The organism is Massilia putida (assembly GCF_001941825.1).
GTDB lineage: Bacteria > Pseudomonadota > Gammaproteobacteria > Burkholderiales > Burkholderiaceae_D > Telluria > Telluria putida.
This window is the reverse complement of the sequence record NZ_CP019038.1, coordinates 5,117,259-5,137,516: the sequence shown is the minus strand read 5'-3', so window position 1 is coordinate 5,137,516 and position 20,258 is coordinate 5,117,259. Positions and strand designations below refer to the sequence as shown.

Annotated in this window: 20 protein-coding genes; 6 read left to right on the top strand and 14 right to left on the bottom strand. The window is 65.5% G+C overall.

Annotation, left to right across the window (positions count from 1 at the left end; genetic code table 11):
- The first annotated feature begins 30 nt into the window (after window positions 1-30).
- Genes zapD through BVG12_RS25060 form a run of 3 tightly spaced genes read left to right on the top strand, consistent with a single transcriptional unit; the run spans window position 31 to window position 1,392 of the window.
- Window positions 31-786, top strand: a complete 756-nt coding sequence (gene zapD / locus BVG12_RS25070; protein WP_075794758.1) for a cell division protein ZapD — start codon at window positions 31-33, stop codon at window positions 784-786.
- 22 nt (window positions 787-808) lie between these two features.
- On the top strand, window positions 809-991 hold the full coding sequence (yacG, locus tag BVG12_RS25065) for a DNA gyrase inhibitor YacG (protein WP_075794757.1): 183 nt from the start codon (window positions 809-811) through the stop codon (window positions 989-991).
- Window positions 992-1,011: 20 nt separating this feature from the next.
- The gene (locus tag BVG12_RS25060; RefSeq protein ID WP_075794756.1) at window positions 1,012-1,392 is read left to right on the top strand and encodes a tautomerase family protein; all 381 of its coding nucleotides are present in this window, start codon (window positions 1,012-1,014) and stop codon (window positions 1,390-1,392) included.
- A gap of 42 nt (window positions 1,393-1,434) precedes the next feature.
- On the opposite strand, the gene BVG12_RS25055 is transcribed toward BVG12_RS25060, so the two are convergent.
- The 3 genes from BVG12_RS25055 to argJ are packed head-to-tail and all read right to left on the bottom strand — an operon-like array spanning window position 1,435 to window position 3,997.
- Window positions 1,435-1,854 carry an NUDIX domain-containing protein gene (locus BVG12_RS25055; protein WP_075794755.1) on the bottom strand — a complete coding sequence of 140 codons (420 nt, stop codon included), beginning with the start codon at window positions 1,852-1,854 and terminating at the stop codon, window positions 1,435-1,437.
- Window positions 1,847-2,752 (bottom strand): ATP-binding protein, encoded by a 906-nt coding sequence (locus BVG12_RS25050; RefSeq protein ID WP_075794754.1) that lies wholly within the window; start codon window positions 2,750-2,752, stop codon window positions 1,847-1,849. Before BVG12_RS25050 ends, BVG12_RS25055 begins: the two co-directional genes overlap by 8 nt.
- A 6-nt stretch (window positions 2,753-2,758) precedes the next feature.
- The gene (gene argJ, locus BVG12_RS25045; protein ID WP_075794753.1) at window positions 2,759-3,997 is read right to left on the bottom strand and encodes a bifunctional glutamate N-acetyltransferase/amino-acid acetyltransferase ArgJ; all 1,239 of its coding nucleotides are present in this window, start codon (window positions 3,995-3,997) and stop codon (window positions 2,759-2,761) included.
- 334 nt (window positions 3,998-4,331) lie between these two features.
- Between argJ and BVG12_RS25040 the strand changes: the two genes are divergently transcribed.
- Both BVG12_RS25040 and BVG12_RS25035 read left to right on the top strand, forming a co-directional pair.
- Window positions 4,332-5,393 (top strand): AI-2E family transporter, encoded by a 1,062-nt coding sequence (locus BVG12_RS25040; RefSeq protein ID WP_075794752.1) that lies wholly within the window; start codon window positions 4,332-4,334, stop codon window positions 5,391-5,393.
- 56 nt (window positions 5,394-5,449) lie between these two features.
- Window positions 5,450-6,460: a MerR family transcriptional regulator gene (locus tag BVG12_RS25035; RefSeq protein WP_075794751.1), complete on the top strand. Its 1,011-nt coding sequence runs from the start codon at window positions 5,450-5,452 to the stop codon at window positions 6,458-6,460.
- 98 nt (window positions 6,461-6,558) lie between these two features.
- On the opposite strand, the gene secA is transcribed toward BVG12_RS25035, so the two are convergent.
- Window positions 6,559-9,342 (bottom strand): preprotein translocase subunit SecA, encoded by a 2,784-nt coding sequence (gene secA, locus BVG12_RS25030; protein ID WP_075794750.1) that lies wholly within the window; start codon window positions 9,340-9,342, stop codon window positions 6,559-6,561.
- A 246-nt stretch (window positions 9,343-9,588) separates the two neighbouring features.
- On the opposite strand from secA, the gene BVG12_RS25025 reads away from it, so the two are divergent.
- Window positions 9,589-10,083 carry a DciA family protein gene (locus tag BVG12_RS25025; RefSeq protein ID WP_075794749.1) on the top strand — a complete coding sequence of 165 codons (495 nt, stop codon included), beginning with the start codon at window positions 9,589-9,591 and terminating at the stop codon, window positions 10,081-10,083.
- Between the two features lie 169 nt (window positions 10,084-10,252).
- Here BVG12_RS25025 and lpxC read toward each other — a convergent pair whose 3' ends face one another.
- The 10 genes from lpxC to murG form a co-directional block, all read right to left on the bottom strand.
- Window positions 10,253-11,188 (bottom strand): UDP-3-O-acyl-N-acetylglucosamine deacetylase, encoded by a 936-nt coding sequence (lpxC, locus tag BVG12_RS25020; RefSeq protein WP_075794748.1) that lies wholly within the window; start codon window positions 11,186-11,188, stop codon window positions 10,253-10,255.
- 73 nt (window positions 11,189-11,261) lie between these two features.
- Window positions 11,262-12,104, bottom strand: a complete 843-nt coding sequence (locus BVG12_RS25015; protein ID WP_075796552.1) for a DMT family transporter — start codon at window positions 12,102-12,104, stop codon at window positions 11,262-11,264.
- Between the two features lie 35 nt (window positions 12,105-12,139).
- Window positions 12,140-12,589, bottom strand: a complete 450-nt coding sequence (locus BVG12_RS25010) for a GNAT family N-acetyltransferase (protein ID WP_075794747.1) — start codon at window positions 12,587-12,589, stop codon at window positions 12,140-12,142.
- A gap of 7 nt (window positions 12,590-12,596) precedes the next feature.
- Entirely contained in the window at window positions 12,597-13,100 is a 504-nt protein-coding gene (locus tag BVG12_RS25005) for a peroxiredoxin (protein ID WP_075794746.1), read from the bottom strand.
- A gap of 209 nt (window positions 13,101-13,309) precedes the next feature.
- Window positions 13,310-14,512, bottom strand: a complete 1,203-nt coding sequence (gene ftsZ, locus BVG12_RS25000; RefSeq protein ID WP_075794745.1) for a cell division protein FtsZ — start codon at window positions 14,510-14,512, stop codon at window positions 13,310-13,312.
- Window positions 14,513-14,729: 217 nt separating this feature from the next.
- A complete protein-coding gene (gene ftsA, locus BVG12_RS24995; RefSeq protein WP_052233471.1) occupies window positions 14,730-15,962 on the bottom strand; it encodes a cell division protein FtsA in 1,233 nt (410 codons plus the stop codon).
- A gap of 21 nt (window positions 15,963-15,983) precedes the next feature.
- Window positions 15,984-16,805 (bottom strand): cell division protein FtsQ/DivIB, encoded by an 822-nt coding sequence (locus tag BVG12_RS24990; RefSeq protein WP_075794744.1) that lies wholly within the window; start codon window positions 16,803-16,805, stop codon window positions 15,984-15,986.
- Window positions 16,806-16,815: 10 nt separating this feature from the next.
- Entirely contained in the window at window positions 16,816-17,784 is a 969-nt protein-coding gene (locus tag BVG12_RS24985) for a D-alanine--D-alanine ligase (protein WP_075794743.1), read from the bottom strand.
- Between the two features lie 2 nt (window positions 17,785-17,786).
- The gene (murC, locus tag BVG12_RS24980) at window positions 17,787-19,184 is read right to left on the bottom strand and encodes a UDP-N-acetylmuramate--L-alanine ligase (protein ID WP_075794742.1); all 1,398 of its coding nucleotides are present in this window, start codon (window positions 19,182-19,184) and stop codon (window positions 17,787-17,789) included.
- Window positions 19,181-20,248, bottom strand: coding sequence for an undecaprenyldiphospho-muramoylpentapeptide beta-N-acetylglucosaminyltransferase (gene murG / locus BVG12_RS24975; RefSeq protein ID WP_075796551.1), 1,068 nt, complete (start codon window positions 20,246-20,248; stop codon window positions 19,181-19,183). Before murG ends, murC begins: the two co-directional genes overlap by 4 nt.
- Window positions 20,249-20,258: the final 10 nt, after the last annotated feature.

The following is a 20,258-nucleotide window of genomic DNA, read 5'->3' as shown; positions in this document are numbered from 1 at the left end:
TTGCCAGCCTACATTCCTAAGGATGTCATTTTGATCGTCTACGAATACCCATTCAACGAGCGCATACGCACGTTGTTGCGGCTGGAGGACCTGTACGAGAAGTTCAAATTCTTTGTAGCCCAGGAACATCCTCTGCAGCACCATGTCGCGCTCGCGACGATCTTCGACATGCTGGAAGTGGCGGGCCGCGCCGACCTCAAGTCCGACCTGCTGCAGGAACTGGAGCGCCAGAAGCAGAGCCTGCTGGGCTACCGCAGCAATCCCGCCGTCGCCAAGGACATGCTCGACGCCGTGCTGGCCGAGCTCGACACCGTCAGCAACGCCCTCGTCAACGCCCAGGGCAAGACGGGCCAGAACGTGCGCGACAACGAATGGCTGATGAGCATCCGCGGCCGCACGATCATCCCGGGCGGCGCCTGCGAATTCGATCTGCCGTCCTACTACGCGTGGCAGCGGCGCCCGGCCGAACAGCGCCATACCGACATCATGAACTGGTTCGCCCCGCTGGCGCCCCTGTTCGAGGCGCTGGCCCTCGTGCTGCGCCTGCTGCGCAATTCCGGCGGCCCCGTCAAGATGATCGCCTCGGCCGGCAGCTACCAGCAGATGCTGCAGGGGAAGGTCTACCAGATGCTGCGCCTGTCGCTGGACGACGCCATCGGCGCCATCCCCGAGATCTCCGCCAACAAATACATGCTGTGGGTGCGCTTCACGACCCAGGGCGGCGACTTGAAACCGAAGCCGCTGGAAGAAGACGTCCCGTTCGAGCTCACCCTCTGCAATTTCTGATCACCGTTTTAAGAAGCACATCATGACCGTCGTATCCTGCCCCACCTGCGGCAAGAAGGTCGAATGGACACCGGAGAACAAATACCGTCCATTCTGTTCCGAACGCTGCAAGCAAATCGACCTGGGTGCCTGGGCCGAAGAGAAGTACACGATCCCCGGCGCGCCGCCGGGCGACACCGACGACGATTCCGTCTCGAAGGAATAAGCGCACAAGGAGGAACCCGCATGCCGTTTGTCACGCTCACCGTCCGCAAGCCGAAAAGCACCGAGTTCAAGGACAAGGTCTTCGCCGCCGTCCACGCCGCGCTCGTCGCGACCGGCGTGCCCGACATGGACAAGTTCCAGCGCGTGCTGGAACTCGACGCGTCCGACTTCCGCTACGACACCCACTACCCCGACGTCATGACGACGCGCACGGACGACTTCGTGCTGATCGAGATCCTGTGGTCCGTCGGGCGCAGCGTGAAGGTCAAGAAGAAGCTGCTGGGCGAGCTGATGGACCACCTGCGGGCCGGCGGCTTCGATCCGGAGAACGTGATGGTCGTCTTCAAGGAGACGGGCTGGGAGAACTGGTCGTTTGCGGGTGGGCGGATTCTGCACACGTGATGCCGCCGTCGTCGCCGCGAAAGCGGGGACCCATGCGGAACCTCAGCATGGATTCCCCGCATACCGCACCTGATCCAGCCACTCCAGCAACGGAATGGTCGCCGGCAGCAGCGGACTGACGGCATACGCGCCCTGCCACGCGAACGCCTGCCCTTCCAGGCTTTGCGGCTCGCCTTCCCACTCGCGGCTGATGTAGAAGTACAGCCGCACGTGCGCATGCTCGTACACGTGTTCGACGCAGCACCACGGCTCGGCCGAGATCACCTTCACGCCCAGCTCTTCGACGAACTCGCGCTGCAGCGCATGGAAGATGTCCTCGCCCGGCTCGACTTTCCCGCCCGGGAATTCCCAATAACCCGCATACGGCTTGCCGTCGGGGCGCTGGCCGAGCAGCACGTCGCCGTTCGGGCGCATCAGCACGCCCACGGCGACGTCCACCGGTTTTTTCGCCGCTTCAGACATCGACCTGTTCCTGTACCGGCGCGGGCGGCAGCTTGCCCGCGTAGTCCTTGGCGAACTGCCACGCCACGCGGCCCGAGCGCGAGCCGCGGCCCAGCGCCCAGCGCAGCGCGTCGCCGCGTGCCGACGCGATCTGTTCCGGCGTGCAGCCGAAACTCGACAGCCAGTGACCGACGATGTCCAGGTAGTCGTCCTGCTTGAACGGATAGAACGACAGCCACAGGCCGAAGCGTTCGGACAGCGAGATCTTTTCCTCGACCGTCTCGGCCGGGTGCAGGTCGTCGTCGGCCACGTGCTTGTAGCCGTCGTTGTCGGAAAATTTTTCCGGCATCAGGTGACGGCGGTTCGACGTCGCGTAGATCAGCACATTGTCCGACTGCGCCGCGATGCTGCCGTCCAGGGCCACCTTCAACGCCTTGTAGCCCGCTTCGCCCTCTTCGAAACTGAGGTCGTCGCAAAAGATCACGAAGCGCTCCGGCCGGCCCGCGACGAGGTCGACGATGTCGGGCAGGTCGGCCAGGTCGGCCTTGTCCACTTCGATCAGGCGCAGGCCCTGCGGCGCGAACTGGTTCAGGCACGCCTTGATCAGCGACGATTTACCGGTGCCGCGCGCGCCCGTCAGCAGCACGTTGTTGGCCGGGCGCTTCGTCACGAACTGGCGCGTGTTCTGCTCGATCTGGTCCTTCTGCGGACCGATGTGCTGCAAGTCGTCCAGGCGGATGTGCGACGCGTGCGTGACCGCTTGCAGGTACTTGACGTTGCCCGCACCCGGGCGCTTGCGCCAGCGGTAGGCATAGCCGTGTCTGAAATCCGGATCGCGCGGCGCGGCGGGCGGCAGCAAGGCCTCCACGCGCGCCAGCAACGCCTCGGCGCGGTGCAGGAAGTTTTCCAGCTGATTCATGAGGCGTTACGAACGATAGTCGGCGTTGATCGAAACGTAGTCGTGCGACAGGTCGCAGGTCCACACGGTCGCGTCTTGCTCGCCGCGCGCGAGCACGACGCGCACGAGGATCTCGGCCTTCTTCATCACGCGCTGGCCGTCCGCTTCCTTGTACTCGGGGTTGCGGCCGCCGACCTTGGCGACGAGGACGTCGTCGAGGTACAGGTCCAGCTTCGACGTATCCAGGTCGTCCACGCCCGCGTAGCCGATCGCGGCCAGGATGCGGCCCAGGTTCGGGTCGGAGGCGAAGAACGCGGTCTTCACGAGCGGCGAGTGGGCGATGGCGTAGGCGATCTTGCGGCACTCTTCCATGTCGCGGCCCTGCTCCACCGTGATGGTGATGAACTTGGTGGCGCCTTCGCCGTCGCGGATGATCTGCTGCGCCAGGTGGCGCGAGATGCCGGTGACGGCGTCGCGCAGCGCGATGTAGTCCTGGCTGTCGGTCGAATCGACGACGAGCGAACCGGCGCCCGTGGCGACGAGGATGAAGGAATCGTTGGTCGACGTGTCGCCGTCGATGGTGATGCTGTTGAACGAGCGGTCGGCCGCGTACTTCACGAGTTCGTCCAGCACCGGCTGCGCGACCTTCGCGTCGAACGCCAGGTAGCCCAGCATCGTCGCCATGTTCGGCTTGATCATGCCGGCGCCCTTGCTGATGCCGGTCATCGTGACGGCGTGGCCGCCGATCGTGGTCGTGACGGAAGCCGCTTTCGGCTGGGTGTCCGTCGTCATGATGGCTTCGGCCGCGTTGAACCAGTTGTCGGCCTTCAGGTTCGCGATGGCGGCCGGCAGGCCCGCGACGATCTTTTGCACCGGCAGCGGCTCGAGGATCACGCCGGTGGAGAACGGCAGCACCTGCTGCGCGTCGAGGCCCAGCAGGCGCGCGACTTCGGCGCACGTGGCCTGCGCGTTCTGCAGGCCCGGTTCACCGGTACCCGCGTTCGCGTTGCCCGTGTTGACGACCAGCGCGCGGATCGGCTTGCCGCCACCCTTCACCGCCTCGAGATTCGCCTTGCTCACCTGGACCGGCGCCGCGCAGAAGCGGTTCTTCGTGAACACGCCGGCGACGGTCGCCCCTTCGGCGAGCTTCATCACCAGCACATCCTTGCGGTTCGGCTTCTTGATGCCGGCTTCGGCGTAACCGAGTTCGATGCCGGCGACGGGTTTCAGGTCGGCGGCGACGGGCAGGGGGGAATTGACGGCCATGGCGTTCTCTAATGAAAAGATGGAAAGAAGGTCCGGTATTGTACCGCCTGTAGGGAATGCGCACGGACACCCGGTTCATCCGCCAGCCATGAAACGTCGTCCCTGCGCGGGTGGGATCCAAGTTCCCATGCGCCGCCACTGCGCATGCAAAATTGGGCCCGCCTGCGCGGGCGCGACGGTGGTGACTGCCGGACGACGGTGGTAGGTGCGGGGGCGACGCGGTGGTTAGTGATGGCGGACTGTTAATACACGCTTAAGTTGGTCAATTAATAATCGGCAACATTACTTACCCGGCGATGCCGCTTTGGTAAGATGATCCATCTAAGGAGGAGTAATGACCGACAACCAACGCGATGTGCTGAGCGCCGGCTTTTCGCTGGCGATCGTCCTGTGCGCCCTGTTCGTGACGCAGCGCTTCATCCTGCCGCTGCTGTGGGCAGCCATCCTGTGCATCGCCACTTGGCCGTTGTACGTGCGCGCCCGCACGCTGTTGAAAGGGCGCACCATCCTCGCGGCGGCCCTCGTCACCATCGTCGCCGCCATCGTCTTCATCACCCCGCTCGCGCTGGGCGTCACGCAGGCCGCGCGCCAGGCGCCGGCGCTGGCCCAGCTGGTCGCCGGCGCCAATACGGAAGGTCTCGCGGCACCGGAATGGCTGCACCGCATCCCGTTCGCCGGCGACGCCATCTACAACTGGTGGCTCGCCACGCTGGGCCAGCCGCACGGCCTCGCACACCTGCTGCAGGACGGTTCCGTCGGCCGCATGCAGACCGCCAGCGAAGTGCTCAAGCGGGTGGGCAGCGGCGTCATGCACCGTCTCATCGACGTGCTGTTCGCGTTCCTCTGCCTGTTCTTCTTCTACAAGGACGGCGCCGCGCTGCAGCGCCAGACGAACGCCATCGGCGCGCACATGATCGGCGCCGAGCGCTGGACCCTGTTCTCGCTGAAGGTGCCCGTCGCCGTGCGCGCCACCGTCAACGGCCTCGTGCTCGTCGGCCTCGCGGAAGGCGTCCTGCTGGGCATCGGCTACCAGTTCGCGGGCGTGCCATCGGCCGTGCTGTGGGCCGCGGTCACGGGCATCCTCGCCATCATCCCGTTCGGCGCGCCGCTCGCCTTCGGCGCGGCCGCCGCCCTGCTGGCCTACCAGGGCGCGACGATCGCCGCGATCGCGATCCTCGTCCTGGGCATCGTGATCCTGTTCGTGGCCGACCACTTCGTGCGTCCCGCGATGATCGGCAACGCGACGCAGCTGCCCTTCCTCGCGGTCCTGCTGGGCATCCTCGGCGGCGTCGAGACGCTGGGCCTGATCGGCCTGTTCGTCGGTCCGGTCGTGATGACCTTGTTCGTCACCCTGTGGCACGAGGCGCGCGCCTTGCGCGAAGCGCATACCGCTTGACCCTCACGCGACGTGAGGCCTGAAACTGTCCTCACGCTGAAGAACGGAGACGAACGATGCTGAAAGTGGGAGAGCTGGCCGCCCTGGCCAACCTGACGGTACGCACCCTGCACCACTACGACAGCATCGGCCTGCTCCGTCCCTCGGCGCGTTCCGATGCCGGCTACCGGCTCTACGACCGCGACGACGTGGCGCGCCTGCACCGCATTCAGGCCCTGCGCGCGTTCGGTCTGAGCCTGTCCGACATCGGCCTCACGCTGGACATTCCGGCGGGCTCGCCGCTGGCGATCGTCGACCGCCAGCTGGAAGCGCTCGAAACACGCATGGCGCAAGCCTCGCGCGCGCGCGACCAGCTGCTGCGGGTACGCGCAGAGCTCGTGCGCGGCGGCGCGCCTGACCTGTCCACGTGGCTCACCACTCTGGAGAACACCATGGACATGACGAACGTGTACGAACGCTACTTCACCAAGGAAGAACTGGACCGCCTGCCGATGGTCCGCAACGATGCCGCGAAGGCCCAGTGGCAAGGCATGGTCGAGCAGGCGCGCGGCCTGATCGAATCGCAGGTCCCGCCGCATGCCGATGCCGCCAAGGCCTTCGCCACGCGCTGGCTGCAGACGTTCGACCGCGACACCGGCGGCGACGCGGCGCTCGCGGCGAAGCTCAACGTGATGGCCGATCGCGAGAAGGACGCCGTCGGCATGCTGCAGCCCGTGCTGGACTACGTGAAGGCCGCCGTCGGCGCGCTCAAGCTGGACACGTGGGCGAAATACATGCGGCCGGAAATCGTCGAACGCATGGGCCGCCACTTCGCCGCGCGCGGCCACGAGTGGACGGCCCTGATCGCGCAGGTGCAGGCCGAGATCAAGGCCGATCCGGGAGGCTCCGGACCGCGGGCGCGCGACCTCGGACGCCAATGGATGGACCTGTTCCATGCCATGGTCGGCACCGACCAGCACGATATCGACGCCTTCCGCAAGGCCACCGCGACGGAACCCCTGCTGCGCATGGGGCCCGGCATCGGCGATGCGACGCTGGCCTGGCTGCGCAAGGCGCTGACCGCCTGACGCAGTTCTCTGACCGGGGTCAGACCCCGGTTTTGGCAAAAAATTTTGGGCAACAAAAAAGGCACCTGCAGGTGCCTTTTTTGTTGGGGGTTACGGCATCACGCCAGCTTGCCGTGGCACGCCTTGAACTTCTTGCCGCTGCCGCATGGGCACGGATCGTTGCGGCCGACCTTCACGCCCATATAGGTCGTGGCCGGATCGTCCGCCATCGCGGTGGTGCCCGGGGTCGCCGCGAGGGGCGCCATCAATTCTTCCGGCGCGGCCGTCGGATCGAAGTCGGCGTGCTGGTAATTGACGTTCTCCAGGTGCGCCGCAGCCGCCTGCATGGCCGCTTCCGCCGCCTCGACTTCTTCGCGGGTCTGGATGCGGACGGTCATGATGGTGCGAATGACTTCGTTCTTGATCTGGTCCAGCATGGCGCCGAACAGCTCGAACGCTTCGCGCTTGTACTCCTGCTTCGGGTTCTTCTGCGCATAGCCGCGCAGGTGGATGCCCTGGCGCAGGTGATCCAGCGCGGCCAGGTGCTCGCGCCAGTGCGTGTCGATATTCTGCAGCATGACGTTGCGCTCGAAGCCGCCGAACGCTTCCTTGCCGACGATGCCGACTTTCGCTTCGTACGACGCCTCGGCAGCGGCCAGCACGCGCTCCAGGATGTCGTCGTCGTTCAGGTTCGGCTCTTCTTCCAGCAGCTTCGTGAGCGGCACGGACAGCGACCACTCGTCGGCCAGCACGCGCTCGAGGGTCGGAATGTCCCACTGCTCTTCCACCGACTCCGCCGGCACGTAGGTGCGCACGACGTCGGTGAACACGCCGGTACGCAGGCTGGCGATCAGCTCGGAGATGTCGGCCGCTTCCAGCAGCTCGTTACGCTGCGTGTAGATCACCTTGCGCTGGTCGTTGGCGACGTCGTCGTATTCCAGCAGCTGCTTGCGGATGTCGAAGTTGCGGGCCTCGACCTTGCGCTGGGCGCCTTCGATCGAACGCGTGACCATGCCCGCTTCGATCGGTTCGCCTTCCGGCATCTTGAGGCGGTCCATCACGGCGCGCACGCGGTCGCCCGCGAAGATGCGCAGCAACGGGTCGTCCAGCGACAGGTAGAAGCGCGAGGAGCCCGGGTCGCCCTGGCGTCCCGAACGGCCGCGCAGCTGGTTGTCGACGCGGCGCGACTCGTGGCGTTCGGTGCCGATGATGTGCAGGCCGCCCTGCGCGACGACGTGGTCGTGCAGCGATTGCCATTCCGAGCGCAGCTTGGCCGACTGCTCGGCCTTCTGTTCCGGCGTCAGGTTCGGATCGGCCTCGATGAACTGGATCTGCTTCTCGACGTTGCCGCCCAGGACGATGTCGGTACCGCGGCCCGCCATGTTGGTGGCGATGGTGATCATCTTGGGACGACCGGCCTGCGCGATGATCTCGGCCTCGCGCGCGTGCTGCTTCGCGTTCAGCACATTGTGCGGCAGGCCCGCCTTGGTCAGGATGCCGGACAGCAGTTCCGAGTTCTCGATCGACGTCGTGCCGACCAGCACCGGCTGGCCGCGCTCGTAGCAGTCGCGGATGTCGTTCAGCATGGCCTGGTATTTTTCCTGCGCCGTCTTGTAGACCTGGTCCTGGCGGTCCTTGCGCTGCGACGGCCGGTTCGGCGGGACGACGACGGTTTCCAGGCCGTAGATCTCCTGGAATTCGTACGCTTCCGTATCCGCCGTACCGGTCATGCCGGACAGCTTGGCGTACATGCGGAAGTAGTTCTGGAAGGTGATCGAGGCCAGCGTCTGGTTCTCGTTCTGGATGCGCACGCCCTCTTTCGCTTCCACGGCCTGGTGCAGGCCGTCGGACCAGCGGCGGCCCGTCATCAGGCGGCCGGTGAATTCGTCGACGATCACGACCTCGTTGTTCTGCACGACGTAGTGCTGGTCCTTGTGGTACAGCACGTGCGCGCGCAGGGCGGCGTACAGGTGGTGGATCAGCGTGATGTTGGCGGCATCGTACAGCGACGCGCCTTCCGGCAGCAGGCCCATCTTCGTCAGGATGGCTTCGGCCTTCTCGTGGCCGGCCTCGGTCAGCAGCACGGTGTGCGCCTTCTCGTCCTTCGTGTAGTCGCCCGGGACTTCGATCTGGCCCTTGCCGTCCGGGGTCTCCTCGCCGATCTGCAAGGTGAGCAGCGGCGGGACTTCGTTGATCTTGTGGTACAGCTCCGTGTGGTTCTCGGCCTGGCCGGAAATGATCAGCGGGGTCCGCGCCTCGTCGATCAGGATGGAGTCCACTTCGTCGACGACGGCGAAGTTCAGGCCGCGCTGCACGCGCTCGCGCGCGTCGTACACCATGTTGTCGCGCAGGTAGTCGAAGCCGTATTCGTTATTGGTGCCGTAGGTGATGTCGGAACCGTAGGCTTTCTGCTTGCTGTCGTGATCCATCTGCGACAGGTTCACGCCCGTCGTCAAACCGAGCCAGCCGTACAAACGGCCCATCTGCTCGGCGTCGCGCTGGGCCAGGTAATCGTTGACCGTCACGACGTGCACGCCCTTGCCGGACAGTGCGTTCAGGTAGACGGGCAAGGTCGCCATCAGCGTCTTGCCTTCACCGGTCCCCATCTCGGCGATCTTGCCGTAGTGGAGGACCATGCCGCCGATCAGCTGCACGTCGAAGTGGCGCATCTTCAAGACGCGCTTCGCGGCCTCGCGGCAGACGGCAAAGGCTTCCACGAGGATGTCGTCCAGGGTCGCGCCCCCGGCCAGGCGTTGCTTGAATTCGTTCGTCTTTGCCTGGAGATCGGCGTCCGACAGCGCTTCCATCTGCGGTTCGAGCGCGTTGATCTCGCGCACGGATTTTTGGTATTGCTTGAGCAGACGCTGGTTACGGCTGCCGAAAATCTTGGTCAGGAATGACATGCTGTGTTCTTCAAAAGTACGCCGCGAAAAGGGTCCGAGGAGCCCAGGATGATAGCAAAAAGATATCCACCCGAGAGCGCCAATGGCAAAAAGCCACCGATTTTATCATGCGATGCGGCCACACTTGGGGTTCGCCCGGCGGATCACAAGTGCGGCCAGCCGAAAAATGTTATCAAATTGCATTCGATCGCACTTTTCGCGCACGATTGTTCGCGGCGTGGCGCGCGGCTGTGGTATGGTCCAAATATGCAGTCTCCGAATCAGCGTCCCTTCCATATCTACGGCACCCGCGACCGCAAGACGTCGTTCGTGGCGACCGACTTCCTGCGCTCCAACGACCGTCTCGCCGCCCTCATGCCGACCGCCCTGCGCGTGGGCAACCTGCAGCGCGACGTCAAGGCGATCCTGCCGCCGATGTACGCCGGCTGCGACGTGCTGTCGTTCCAGGAGGCTACGCTGACGCTCGCCGTGCCCTCCTCGGCCGTCGCAGCCAAGCTCAAGCAGCAGCTGCCCAAGTTGCAGGCGGGTTTGCAGAAAAAGGGATGGCAGGTGGACAACGTGCGCATCAAGATCCAGATGCGGCCGAACGTGCCCGTGCGCGAGGAACCGAAACAGTCGACCTTGACCCTGCCGCCGACGGCGGTGGAAGCGTTCGAGCAGTTGGGGGAAACGTTGCCGGAGACCCAGCAGAATGCGGCGCTGATCGCGGCGATCAGACGGCTGGCGGCGCGGCGCAAGTAGGGTGGACCGGGGCGCGCAGCCGGCTTGCCGTCCACGCGGTGATACGTACCGGTCAATCGTCGAACGATCGCACGACGCCGGTTTTCAACCACGGCACGCCAACGCCGCATGAACGCGTAGACGGCGGTCACGCCGCCGGGCATCACGCCGCCGGGTGGGGCCGTCTAGCCTACGTCAGCGCCCACTCCCGCTCCATCTGCGCCCCATACGACACGGGCGCCCGCTCCTGCGCATCGAAAGACACGATCTCGTACGCTTCCGGATGCGCCAGCAATTCGCGCAGCAACAGGTTGTTGAGGCCGTGGCCCGACTTGTGCGCCTCGTAGCTGGCCAGCAGCGGCGCGCCGACGAGGTACAGGTCGCCGATCGCATCGAGGATCTTGTGGCGCACGAATTCGTCTTCGTAGCGCAGGCCGTCCGCGTTCAGGATGCGGTACTCGTCCATCACGATCGCGTTTTCCAGCGAGCCGCCGCGCGCCAGGCCCATGCCGCGCAGGCTTTCCACGTCCTGCATGAAGCCGAACGTGCGGGCACGCGCCACGTCGTGCACGTACGAGACCTTGCCGAAGTCGACGACGGCGCGCTGCGTCGTGCCGTCCACGGCCGGGTGGTTGAATTCGATGAAGAAGTCGAGCTTGAAGCCGTCGTACGGGCTCAAGCGCGCCCATTTTTCGTTGGCGCCGCTGCCCTGGCGGACTTCCACGGGGGCCAACACGCGGATGAATTTCTTGGGCGCGGCCTGCTCCTGCACGCCCGCCTGCTGCAGCAGGAACACGAACGACGACGCGGAACCGTCCATGATCGGAATCTCTTCGGCCGTGACGTCGACATACAGATTGTCGATGCCGAGACCGGCGCAGGCCGACATCAGGTGCTCGACGGTCGAGACGCGCGCATTGCCCTGCGTGAGCACCGACGCCATGCGCGTGTCGCCCACGATGTCGGCATTCGACGGGAACTCGACGATGGGGTCGAGGTCGACGCGGCGGAACACGATGCCCGTATCGGCGGCGGCCGGACGCAGGGTCAGCTCGACCTTGGTGCCGGAGTGCAGGCCGACACCTGTCGTGCGCACCAGTTGTTTGATGGTTCGTTGTTTGAGCATCGTTCGATTATATCGTAGGGCTTCCGGCAACGCCGGGAGGGGCCGGCCTCCAGGTGGCAGGAACACCACGTTTTCACGGATGCTCGGCCTCCGCGTGCACGGTTTCGTGGCGGATCAGGTACAGGCCACTGCCAATGATGATGGCGGCACCCAGCAAAGTATATTCATCTGGCAAGGTTTTCCACATGAGCCAGTCGATGGCCACGCCCCACGCCAGCGCCGTGTACTCGAACGGTGCCACGACCGACGCCTCGCCATGGCTGAACGCTTCCGTCAGCGCCAGCTGGCCGAAGAAACCGCTGACGGCCAGCGACAAGATCAACAGCCAGTGCTCGGCCTGCACGGGCACCCACGCGGGCGCGGCCAGCGGCGTCGCGCCGAGGGCCATCAAGACCATCAGCCAGAACATCATGTGCTCGCCCCGGTCCGTACGCGCCAGCACGCGGCCGGCGACGGCCGACACGGCATAGCACACGGCCGCGGCCAGCACGGCGAGTCCGCCCAGGGTGAAGAAGCCGGCGCCGGTCGGCCGCAGCACGACGAGCACGCCGGCCATGCCGACGCCGATCGCGATCCAGCGCGCACCGTTCACGCGCTCGCCCAGCACGAACACGGACAGCGCCGTGATCAGGATCGGACCGACGAAGAAGATCGAATACGCCTCGGCCAGCGACAGCGTCTTGAGGCCGTACGTGAACAGCGACAGCATCGCGATGCCGATGGCCCCGCGCAGCAGGTGCAGCGGCCAGCGGATGCGCAGCAGCGAACGCTGGCCGCCGCGCCAGAACAGATACGCGCCGACGAGCGGCAGCGCGGACAGCGCGCGGATCGCCGCCACCTGCATCGCCGGGAAATGCGCGGACAGGAGCTTCATCGTCATGTCCATGATCGAGAACATGGCGACGCAGACCAGCATCGCGCGGATGCTGCGCATATTCCCGGCGAGCCGGCTCACAGCCGCTTCTCCATGAACAGCGACAGCGGGTCTTCCTGGTAATCGCCGAACGGCGCGCGGCGCTCGAAACCGGCGCGCTCGTACAGGCCGATCGCCTCCGGCTGGTGGATGCCGGTTTCCAGCCGCAGCACGGACAGGCCCGACATCCGCGCGAACATCACGAGATGCTCGAGCAGCTTGCGGCCCGTGCCCAGGCCGCGTTTGCGCTCGTCGACGAACATCCGTTTCACCTCGCCGTACGTCTGCCGGTTGACGAGGGCCGCGCAACCGACCGCCGCGCCGTCGACGTCGCGCGCGACGAGGAACAGCACGTCGCCCTGCATGAGCGACGCCACATCCAACAGGTGATTGCTCTCGGCCGGGTACAACGCGGCGCAGTACGCGTCGAGGCGCGCGAGCATGTCGCGCACCTCGGGCTGGTCCGGCGTCTCGGTGTTGATGATCAAGGAGCGATCAGCCCAGTTGCTTCAGCAGCGTCTCGGCCGACGACACGTCGAAGCCGCCGTTCTCGATGTTCAGCTGCTTGACGACGCCGTCCTGCACGAGCATCGAGTAACGCTTGGAACGCACACCGAAGCCCTTGGCGACGAGGTCGAATTCCAGGCCCAGTGCCTTGGTGAAGGTGGCGCTGCCGTCGGCCATCATGCGCACGATGCCGGTAGCCTTCTGGTCGCGGCCCCACGCGCCCATCACGAACGCGTCGTTGACGGAGATGCACCAGATCTCGTCGACACCCTTGGCTTTCAGCTGGTCGGCCAGCTGGATGTAGCCGGGCAGGTGCTGGGCCGAGCACGTCGGGGTGAACGCGCCCGGCAGGCCGAAGATGGCGATGGTCCTACCTTTGACGAGGTCGGACACGTTGAACGTGTTCGGACCGAGCGCGCAACCTTCGGTTTCGACGTCGATGAATTCTTGCAGAGAGCCTTCCGGCAGGCGGTCGCCGATCTGGATGGTCATGGTGGTATTCCTTTCAAAGTTTCAGAACCCGCAAGTATGCCTGATCCAGCCCGAACCGGGGTCAGAGCCCTTATTTTGGCAACTGCCCACGATCCATTTCCAAAAATCGGGCTCTGACCCCGGTTCTAAAAACGAAAGGCCAGGCTGCTTGGAACAGCCTGGCCCCGCATCATGGAGCGCCGGTGGTCAGCCGGCTTGGGAGTCTGCGTTTAGTCGGCTTGCTTGCGCAGGAACGCCGGGATGTCGTAGGTTTCGACGCCGTTGTTCTGCATCGCGCGCACCTGCTCGGAGGCCTGCTCGCGGCGCCACACGGCCGGCTGCTTCATGCCGTCCATCGCGCCGGCGCCGGTCGCCGAACCCATCGTCACGCCGGCCGTCACGCCCGGCGTGCCCGACATCATCGGCGCGCCGTACGTGCCGGTGCGCAGAACCTGCTGCGGCTGCACCAACGAGATGCTGGCCTTGTTCTTGCCCAGGCCCGTCGCGACGACGGTCACGCGCAGTTCGTCGCCCATCTCGTCGTCGTAGGCGATGCCTTGTGCGATCGCGGCGTCCGGTGCCGCGAAGGCGCGCACGGCGGCCATGACTTCCTTGATCTCCTTACCTTTCAGGCCGCGCGACGCGGTGACGTTCACCAGCACGCCCTTCGCGCCCGACAGGTCGATGCCGTCCAGCAGCGGCGACGCGACGGCCTGTTCGGCGGCGATGCGCGCGCGGTCCACGCCCGACGCGGTCGCGGTGCCCATCATGGCCTTGCCCTGCTCGCTCATGATGGTCTTCACGTCGTTGAAGTCGACGTTGATGTGGCCCGGGACGTTGATGATCTCGGCGATACCGGCGACGGCGTTGTTCAGCACGTCGTCCGCATGCTTCATCCAGTCCAGCATCGATTCGTCTTCGTAGATGTCTTCCAGCTTTTCGTTCAGGATGACGATCAGCGAGTCGACGTGCTTGGTCAGTTCGTTCAAACCGTTTTCGGCGACGTCCATGCACTTCTGGCCTTCGTACGAGAACGGCTTCGAGACGACGGCCACGGTCAGCGCGCCCAGGCTCTTGGCGACTTCCGCGACGATCGGCGCGGCGCCCGTGCCCGTGCCGCCGCCCATGCCGGCGGCGATGAAGACCATGTGCGCGCCGCGCAGCGCGTCTTCGATGCGCATGCGCGATTGCTCGGCCAGCTGGCGGCCGATTTCCGGACGCATGCCGGCGCCCAGGCCGGACTCGCCGATCTGGATGATGTTGTGGGCGCTGGATGCGGCCAGCGCCTGGGCGTCCGTGTTGGCGGCGATGAACTCGACGCCCGCGACACCCTTGTTGATCATATGCTGAACCGCATTGCCACCCGCGCCGCCAACGCCGACGACCTTGATGACCGTGCCCAATGCTGCGTTATCGACCATATCGAACTCCATGATGAACTCCTAATCTCGATGAGCCGTTTCCAAGCCCGAATCCTCGCAGACGACGCCAGGACTCGAGATTGGAAACGCGCCACTATTTTAAAAATGTTTCGTGTCCGTTACCAAGCAAAACCGTTACTAGCTGTTACCTCAACACCGAAAAACCCGCTACGCGTTGCGTTTACGTTGTTAATATCCTGGCCCACGCGCGCTGCGGTCCTTCGTCGCCTCAGAAATTCCCGAGGAACCACTCTTTCATTCGCTGCCACACCGCCTTCACCGAACCATCCTGACGCGTGACGATGTGACCACGCAGGTACTGCTTTTTCGCTTCCAGCAGCAGACCGAGGACCGTCGCGTAGCGCGGGCTGCGCACGACGTCCGCCAGTTGGCCGCGGTATTCCGGCGTGCCGAGGCGCGCCGGCTTCAAGAAAATGTCTTCCGCCATCTCGATCATGCCCGGCATGATCGACGAGCCGCCGGTCAGCACGATGCCCGACGAGAGCACGCCCTCGTAGCCGGACTCGCGCACGACCTGGTGCACCATCGCGAACAGTTCTTCCACGCGCGGCTCGATCACGGCGGCCAGCGCCTGGCGCGACAGCGAACGCGGACCGCGGTCGCCGAGGCCCGGCACTTCCAGTGTCTCGCCCGGATCGGCCAGCACCTGCTTGGCCACGCCGTAGCGGATCTTGATCTCTTCCGCTTCTCCCGTCGGCGTGCGCAGCGCCATCGCGATGTCGCTCGTGATCTGGTCGCCGGCGATGGGGATCACGGCCGTGTGGCGGATCGCGCCGTCGGAAAAGACCGCGATGTCGGTGGTGCCGCCGCCGATGTCGATCAGGACGACGCCCAGTTCCTTCTCGTCGTTCGTCAGCACCGAATCGGCCGACGCCATCGGCTGCAGAATCAGGTCCGAGACCTCGAGGCCGCAGCGGCGCACGCACTTTACAATATTCTGGACCGCGGACACCGCACCGGTGACGATGTGCACGCGCACCTCGAGGCGGATGCCGCTCATGCCGATCGGCTCGCGCACGTCTTCCTGGTTGTCGACGATGAATTCCTGCGGCACCGTGTGCAGCAGCTGCTGGTCGGTCGGGATGTTCACGGCCTTCGCCGTCTCGATCACGCGCGCCACGTCCGTGGCCGTCACTTCCTTGTCCTTGATGGCGACCATCCCGCTCGAATTGAACGAACGGATATGGCTGCCGGCGATCCCCGCATACACGTTGCGGATCTTGCAGTCGGCCATCAGCTCGGCTTCCTCGAGCGCGCGCTGGATGGATTCGACGGTCGCTTCGATGTTGACGACAACGCCCTTCTTCAAACCCTTGGACTCGTGCTGGCCGAGTCCGATCACCTCATGGCGCCCATCGGCCATCACTTCGGCCACCACCGCCACCACCTTCGAGGTGCCGATGTCCAGGCCGACGATCAGGTTCTTCGCGTCTTTTGTCATGTTTGCTGTCGCCTGCTTAAATTAGATCTGCTTTGTTGTTTTGGTATTCGATTTCTTCTTCACCGCCGCCTTCACAGGCTTGGTCGCATCCGCCGGAATGCTCAAGGCCGCCGAGGACAACGCCAGACCGTTCGGATAGCGCATGTCGATCGTATCGATGCGCCCTTCCTGCAATCTAGCCACCAGCTGGGGGTAAATGCTCACCAGCCGCTGCACGCGCGAGTGCATCGTGTCCTTGTCCTTCTCGCGTCCCAGCTCCACGCTCATCCCGTTATTCAGCTTGACCGTCCAGGCGTAACGGTTCGACAGGCTGATCGACTCCGGCACCAAGCGGATCGGCGCGAACCAGCCGCGCAGTTCCGCGAAGCGCGCCAGCACTTCCTTTTCGCTGCCGGGCGGACCGCCGAACGCAGGCAGTTCGTGGTCCTCGTCGGCCTCGGCCAGGTTGGCCGTGAACACTTCGCCCTTCACCGACAGCAGCCGGCCATCCTCGCCCCAGGTGCCGAGCGCCTCGTGCTCTTCCACCTGCACGATCAGCTGGTTCGGCCACTCGCGGCGCACGCTGGCCTTGCGCACCCACGGCACGGACTCGAAGGTGGTGCGCACCTGTTCGAGGTCGGTCGTGAAGAAATTACCGTTGATCTTGCCGAGCACCCCGTTACGCACCGTCAGCTCGTTCACGTGCTGCAGGTCCAGCCCGTACATGCTCTCGACACGCACCGCGCGCAAGGTGAACATCGGGCGCTGCGACAGCCACCACAATCCCGACGCCACGCAGGCGAGCACCACCAGCGCGGTGAGCGCGCTGGCGGTTGCGTTCAGAGCTCGCACGTCATGCCACATCTTTGCTTCCTTATGCCTTCTTCACTTGGCCAGCTTTCAGGCTGGCGGAGCGCAGGATATCCACGCACAGATCTTCGTAACTCGTGCCCTCTGCGCGCGCCGCCATCGGCACGAGCGAGTGCGTCGTCATGCCGGGCGACGTGTTCACCTCCAGCAGGAACGGCTGGTTGTCCGACTCGCGCAGCAGCACGTCGATGCGGCTCCAGCCCTCGCAGCCGAGCGCGCGGTACGCGTTCACCACGTGGGCCTGGATCGCGGCCGTCGTCGCCGCGTCGAGCGGTGCCGGGCAGTGATATTTCGTGTCGTCCGTGAAGTACTTGTTCTGGTAGTCGTAATTGCCTTCCGGCGCGACGATCTCCACGATCGGCAGCGCGCGCGCGGTCGGGCCGGAGCCCAGCACCGGCACGGAGAATTCGCGGCCCTGGATGAACTGCTCGACCAGCACCGCCTTGTCGTACTGGCGCGCCAGGTCGACGGCGGCCTGCAGGTCTTCCGCCCGGGTCACCTTGGTGATGCCGATGGTGGAACCTTCCAGCGGCGGCTTGACGATCAGCGGCAGGCCCAGCGCCGCGACGATGCCGTCCGTGTCGACGTCCGCATCGGCGCCGATGGTGAGGTATTTCGGCGTCGGCACGCCGGCCGCCAGCCACACGATCTTGGTCGTGATCTTGTCCATACCGACGGAGGACGCCATCACGCCGCTGCCCGTGTACGGAATGCCCAGCAGTTCCAGCGCGCCCTGCAGCGTGCCATCCTCACCGTAGCGGCCGTGCAGCGCGATGAACACGCGGTCGAATTTTTCTGCCGCCAGTTCGGCCAGCGAGCGCTCGGCCGGGTCGAACGCGTGGGCGTCGATCCCTTTCGATTTCAACGCCTGCAGCACGCCGCTGCCGGAAATCAGCGAAATCTCGCGCTCGGCGGACCGGCCGCCGAACAGAACGCCCACTTTACCGAGCGCCTTGGCTTCGGTGTCAGTCATACTCACGATGCTACCTTTTGATTCGAAGTCAGTTGATGGGGGACGCCGCCGATGGAGCCGGCGCCCATGGTGAGCACGACGTCGCCGTCGCGCGCCACCTTCAGGATCGTCGCCGGCATGTCGGCGATCGCTTCCACAAAAATCGGTTCGATCTGGCCGCCCGCGCGCAGCGCACGCGCGAGCGCGCGGCCGTCCGCCGCCACGATCGGAGATTCGCCGGCCGCATACACTTCCGCCAGCAGCAGCACGTCCGGCGCGCTCAGCACCTTGACGAAGTCCTCGAACAGGTCGCGGGTGCGCGTGTAGCGGTGCGGCTGGAACGCCAGCACGAGGCGGCGGCCCGGATACGCGGCGCGCGCGGCGGCCAGCGTCACCTGGGCTTCCACCGGGTGGTGGCCGTAGTCGTCGACCAGGGTGAAGCTGCCGCCCTGCGGCAGTGCGATCTCGCCGTAGCGCGTGAAGCGCCGGCCCACGCCGTTGAATTCGCGCAGGCCCTGCGCCGTCGCCTCGTCCGCCACGCCGATCTCGCGCGCGATGGCGATCGCCGAGCACGCGTTCAGCACGTTGTGCATGCCCGGCTGGTTCAGCACGAAGTCCGTGTCCGGATAGCCCTGCTGGCGCACGGTGAAGTGCATCTGGATGCCCTCGGCGCGCGCGTTCAGGGCGCGCACTTCGGCGTCCTCGGAAAAGCCGTAGGTGGTGACCGGCTTGGTCACCTGCGGCAGGATGGCGCGCACGTTCGCATCGTCGATGCACATCATCGCGCGGCCGTAGAACGGCAGGCGGTGCGTGAAGTTGACGAACGCGCCCTTCAGTTTTTCGAAGTCGTGTTCGTACGTCTCCATGTGGTCGGCGTCGATGTTGGTGATCACCTCGATCATCGGCGACAGGTTCAGGAACGACGCATCCGACTCGTCCGCCTCGGCCACGATGTATTCGCCGCTGCCCAGCTTGGCGTTGGCGCCGGCGCTGTTCAGGCGTCCGCCGATCACGAACGTCGGATCGAGCCCGCCCTGCGCGAGCACGGAGGCAACGAGGCTCGTCGTCGTCGTCTTGCCGTGCGTGCCGGCGATGGCGATGCCGCGCTTCAGGCGCATCAACTCACCCAGCATGATGGCGCGCGGGACGATGGGCACCTTGGCGGCGCGCGCGGCGACGACTTCGGGATTCGCTTCGTTGACGGCGGTCGAGGTCACGACGGCATCGGCGCCGCGGATGTTGTCCGCGGCGTGGCCGATGCGCACATCCGCGCCCAGTTCCTTCAGGCGCTGGCTGGCCGCGTTCGACGCGAGGTCCGAGCCCGACACCTTATAGCCGAGGTTCAGCAGCACTTCCGCGATGCCGCTCATGCCGCTGCCGCCGATGCCGACGAAGTGAATGTGTTTGATCTTGTGTTTCATTGTCCGCCGTTCGCCAGTTCTTCAAGTACGCGCGCGATCGCCGCATTGGCATCGCGCCGTCCCACCGCTTGCGCCGCCTCGGCCATCGCCAGGCAGTCGTCGCGCGTGGTGGTTTGCAGCAGCTTCGCCAGCCGCTCCGGATTCAATTCGCCCTGCGGCAGGTGCACGGCCGCCTTCTGCCCCGCCATCCAGATCGCGTTGTCGCGCTGGTGGCTCGTCGTGCTGGCGACGAACGGCACGAGCACGCTCGCAACGCCGGCCGCCGTCAGTTCCGAGATCGTGATCGCGCCCGCGCGGCAGATCACGAGGTCCGCGTTCGCGTATTCCGCCGCCATGTCGTCGATGAAGTCGACCACGTTCGCCTGCACTCCCGCCTGCGCGTACGCGGCGCGCAGCGCATCGATATTCTTCTTGCCCGACTGGTGCGTGACCGTCGGACGCAGGCCTGCCGGGATCAGCGCCAGCGCGGCCGGCACGCTGTCGTTCAGCACCTTCGCACCCAGGCTGCCGCCCACGACGAGCAGATTCAGAGGGCCGCTGCGGCCGGCGAAGCGGTGGCCGGGCGACGGCATCTCCAGGATTTCCTTGCGCACCGGGTTGCCCGTGACGACTGCCTTGCCTGCCGCCTTGCCGAAATCGGCCGGGAAGCCGAACAGCACGCGCTGCGCGATCGGGGTCAAGGTCTTGTTCGACAGGAGCAGCGCCGCATCCGCGTTGACGAGCGCCAGCGGCACGCCACGCGCACGGGCCATCATCCCGCCCGGCACCGTCACGTAGCCGCCCATGCCCAGCACGACGTCGGGCTTGCGCAGTGCCAGGTACTTGCGGCAGGAGGCGAAGCTGGCGACGAGCTTGAACGCGCCGGACACGGTGTGCGCCAGCCCCTTGCCGCGCATGCCGGCGAAGTCGATCAAGTCCATCGGGATGCCGTGCTTCGGCACGATGTCCTTCTCCATGCCGTGCATGGTGCCGAGCCACGACACGTCCCAGCCGCGCTCGCGCATCGATTGCGCGATGGCGATGCCGGGGAAGATGTGGCCGCCGGTGCCGGCCGCCATGATCATCAGTTTCTTC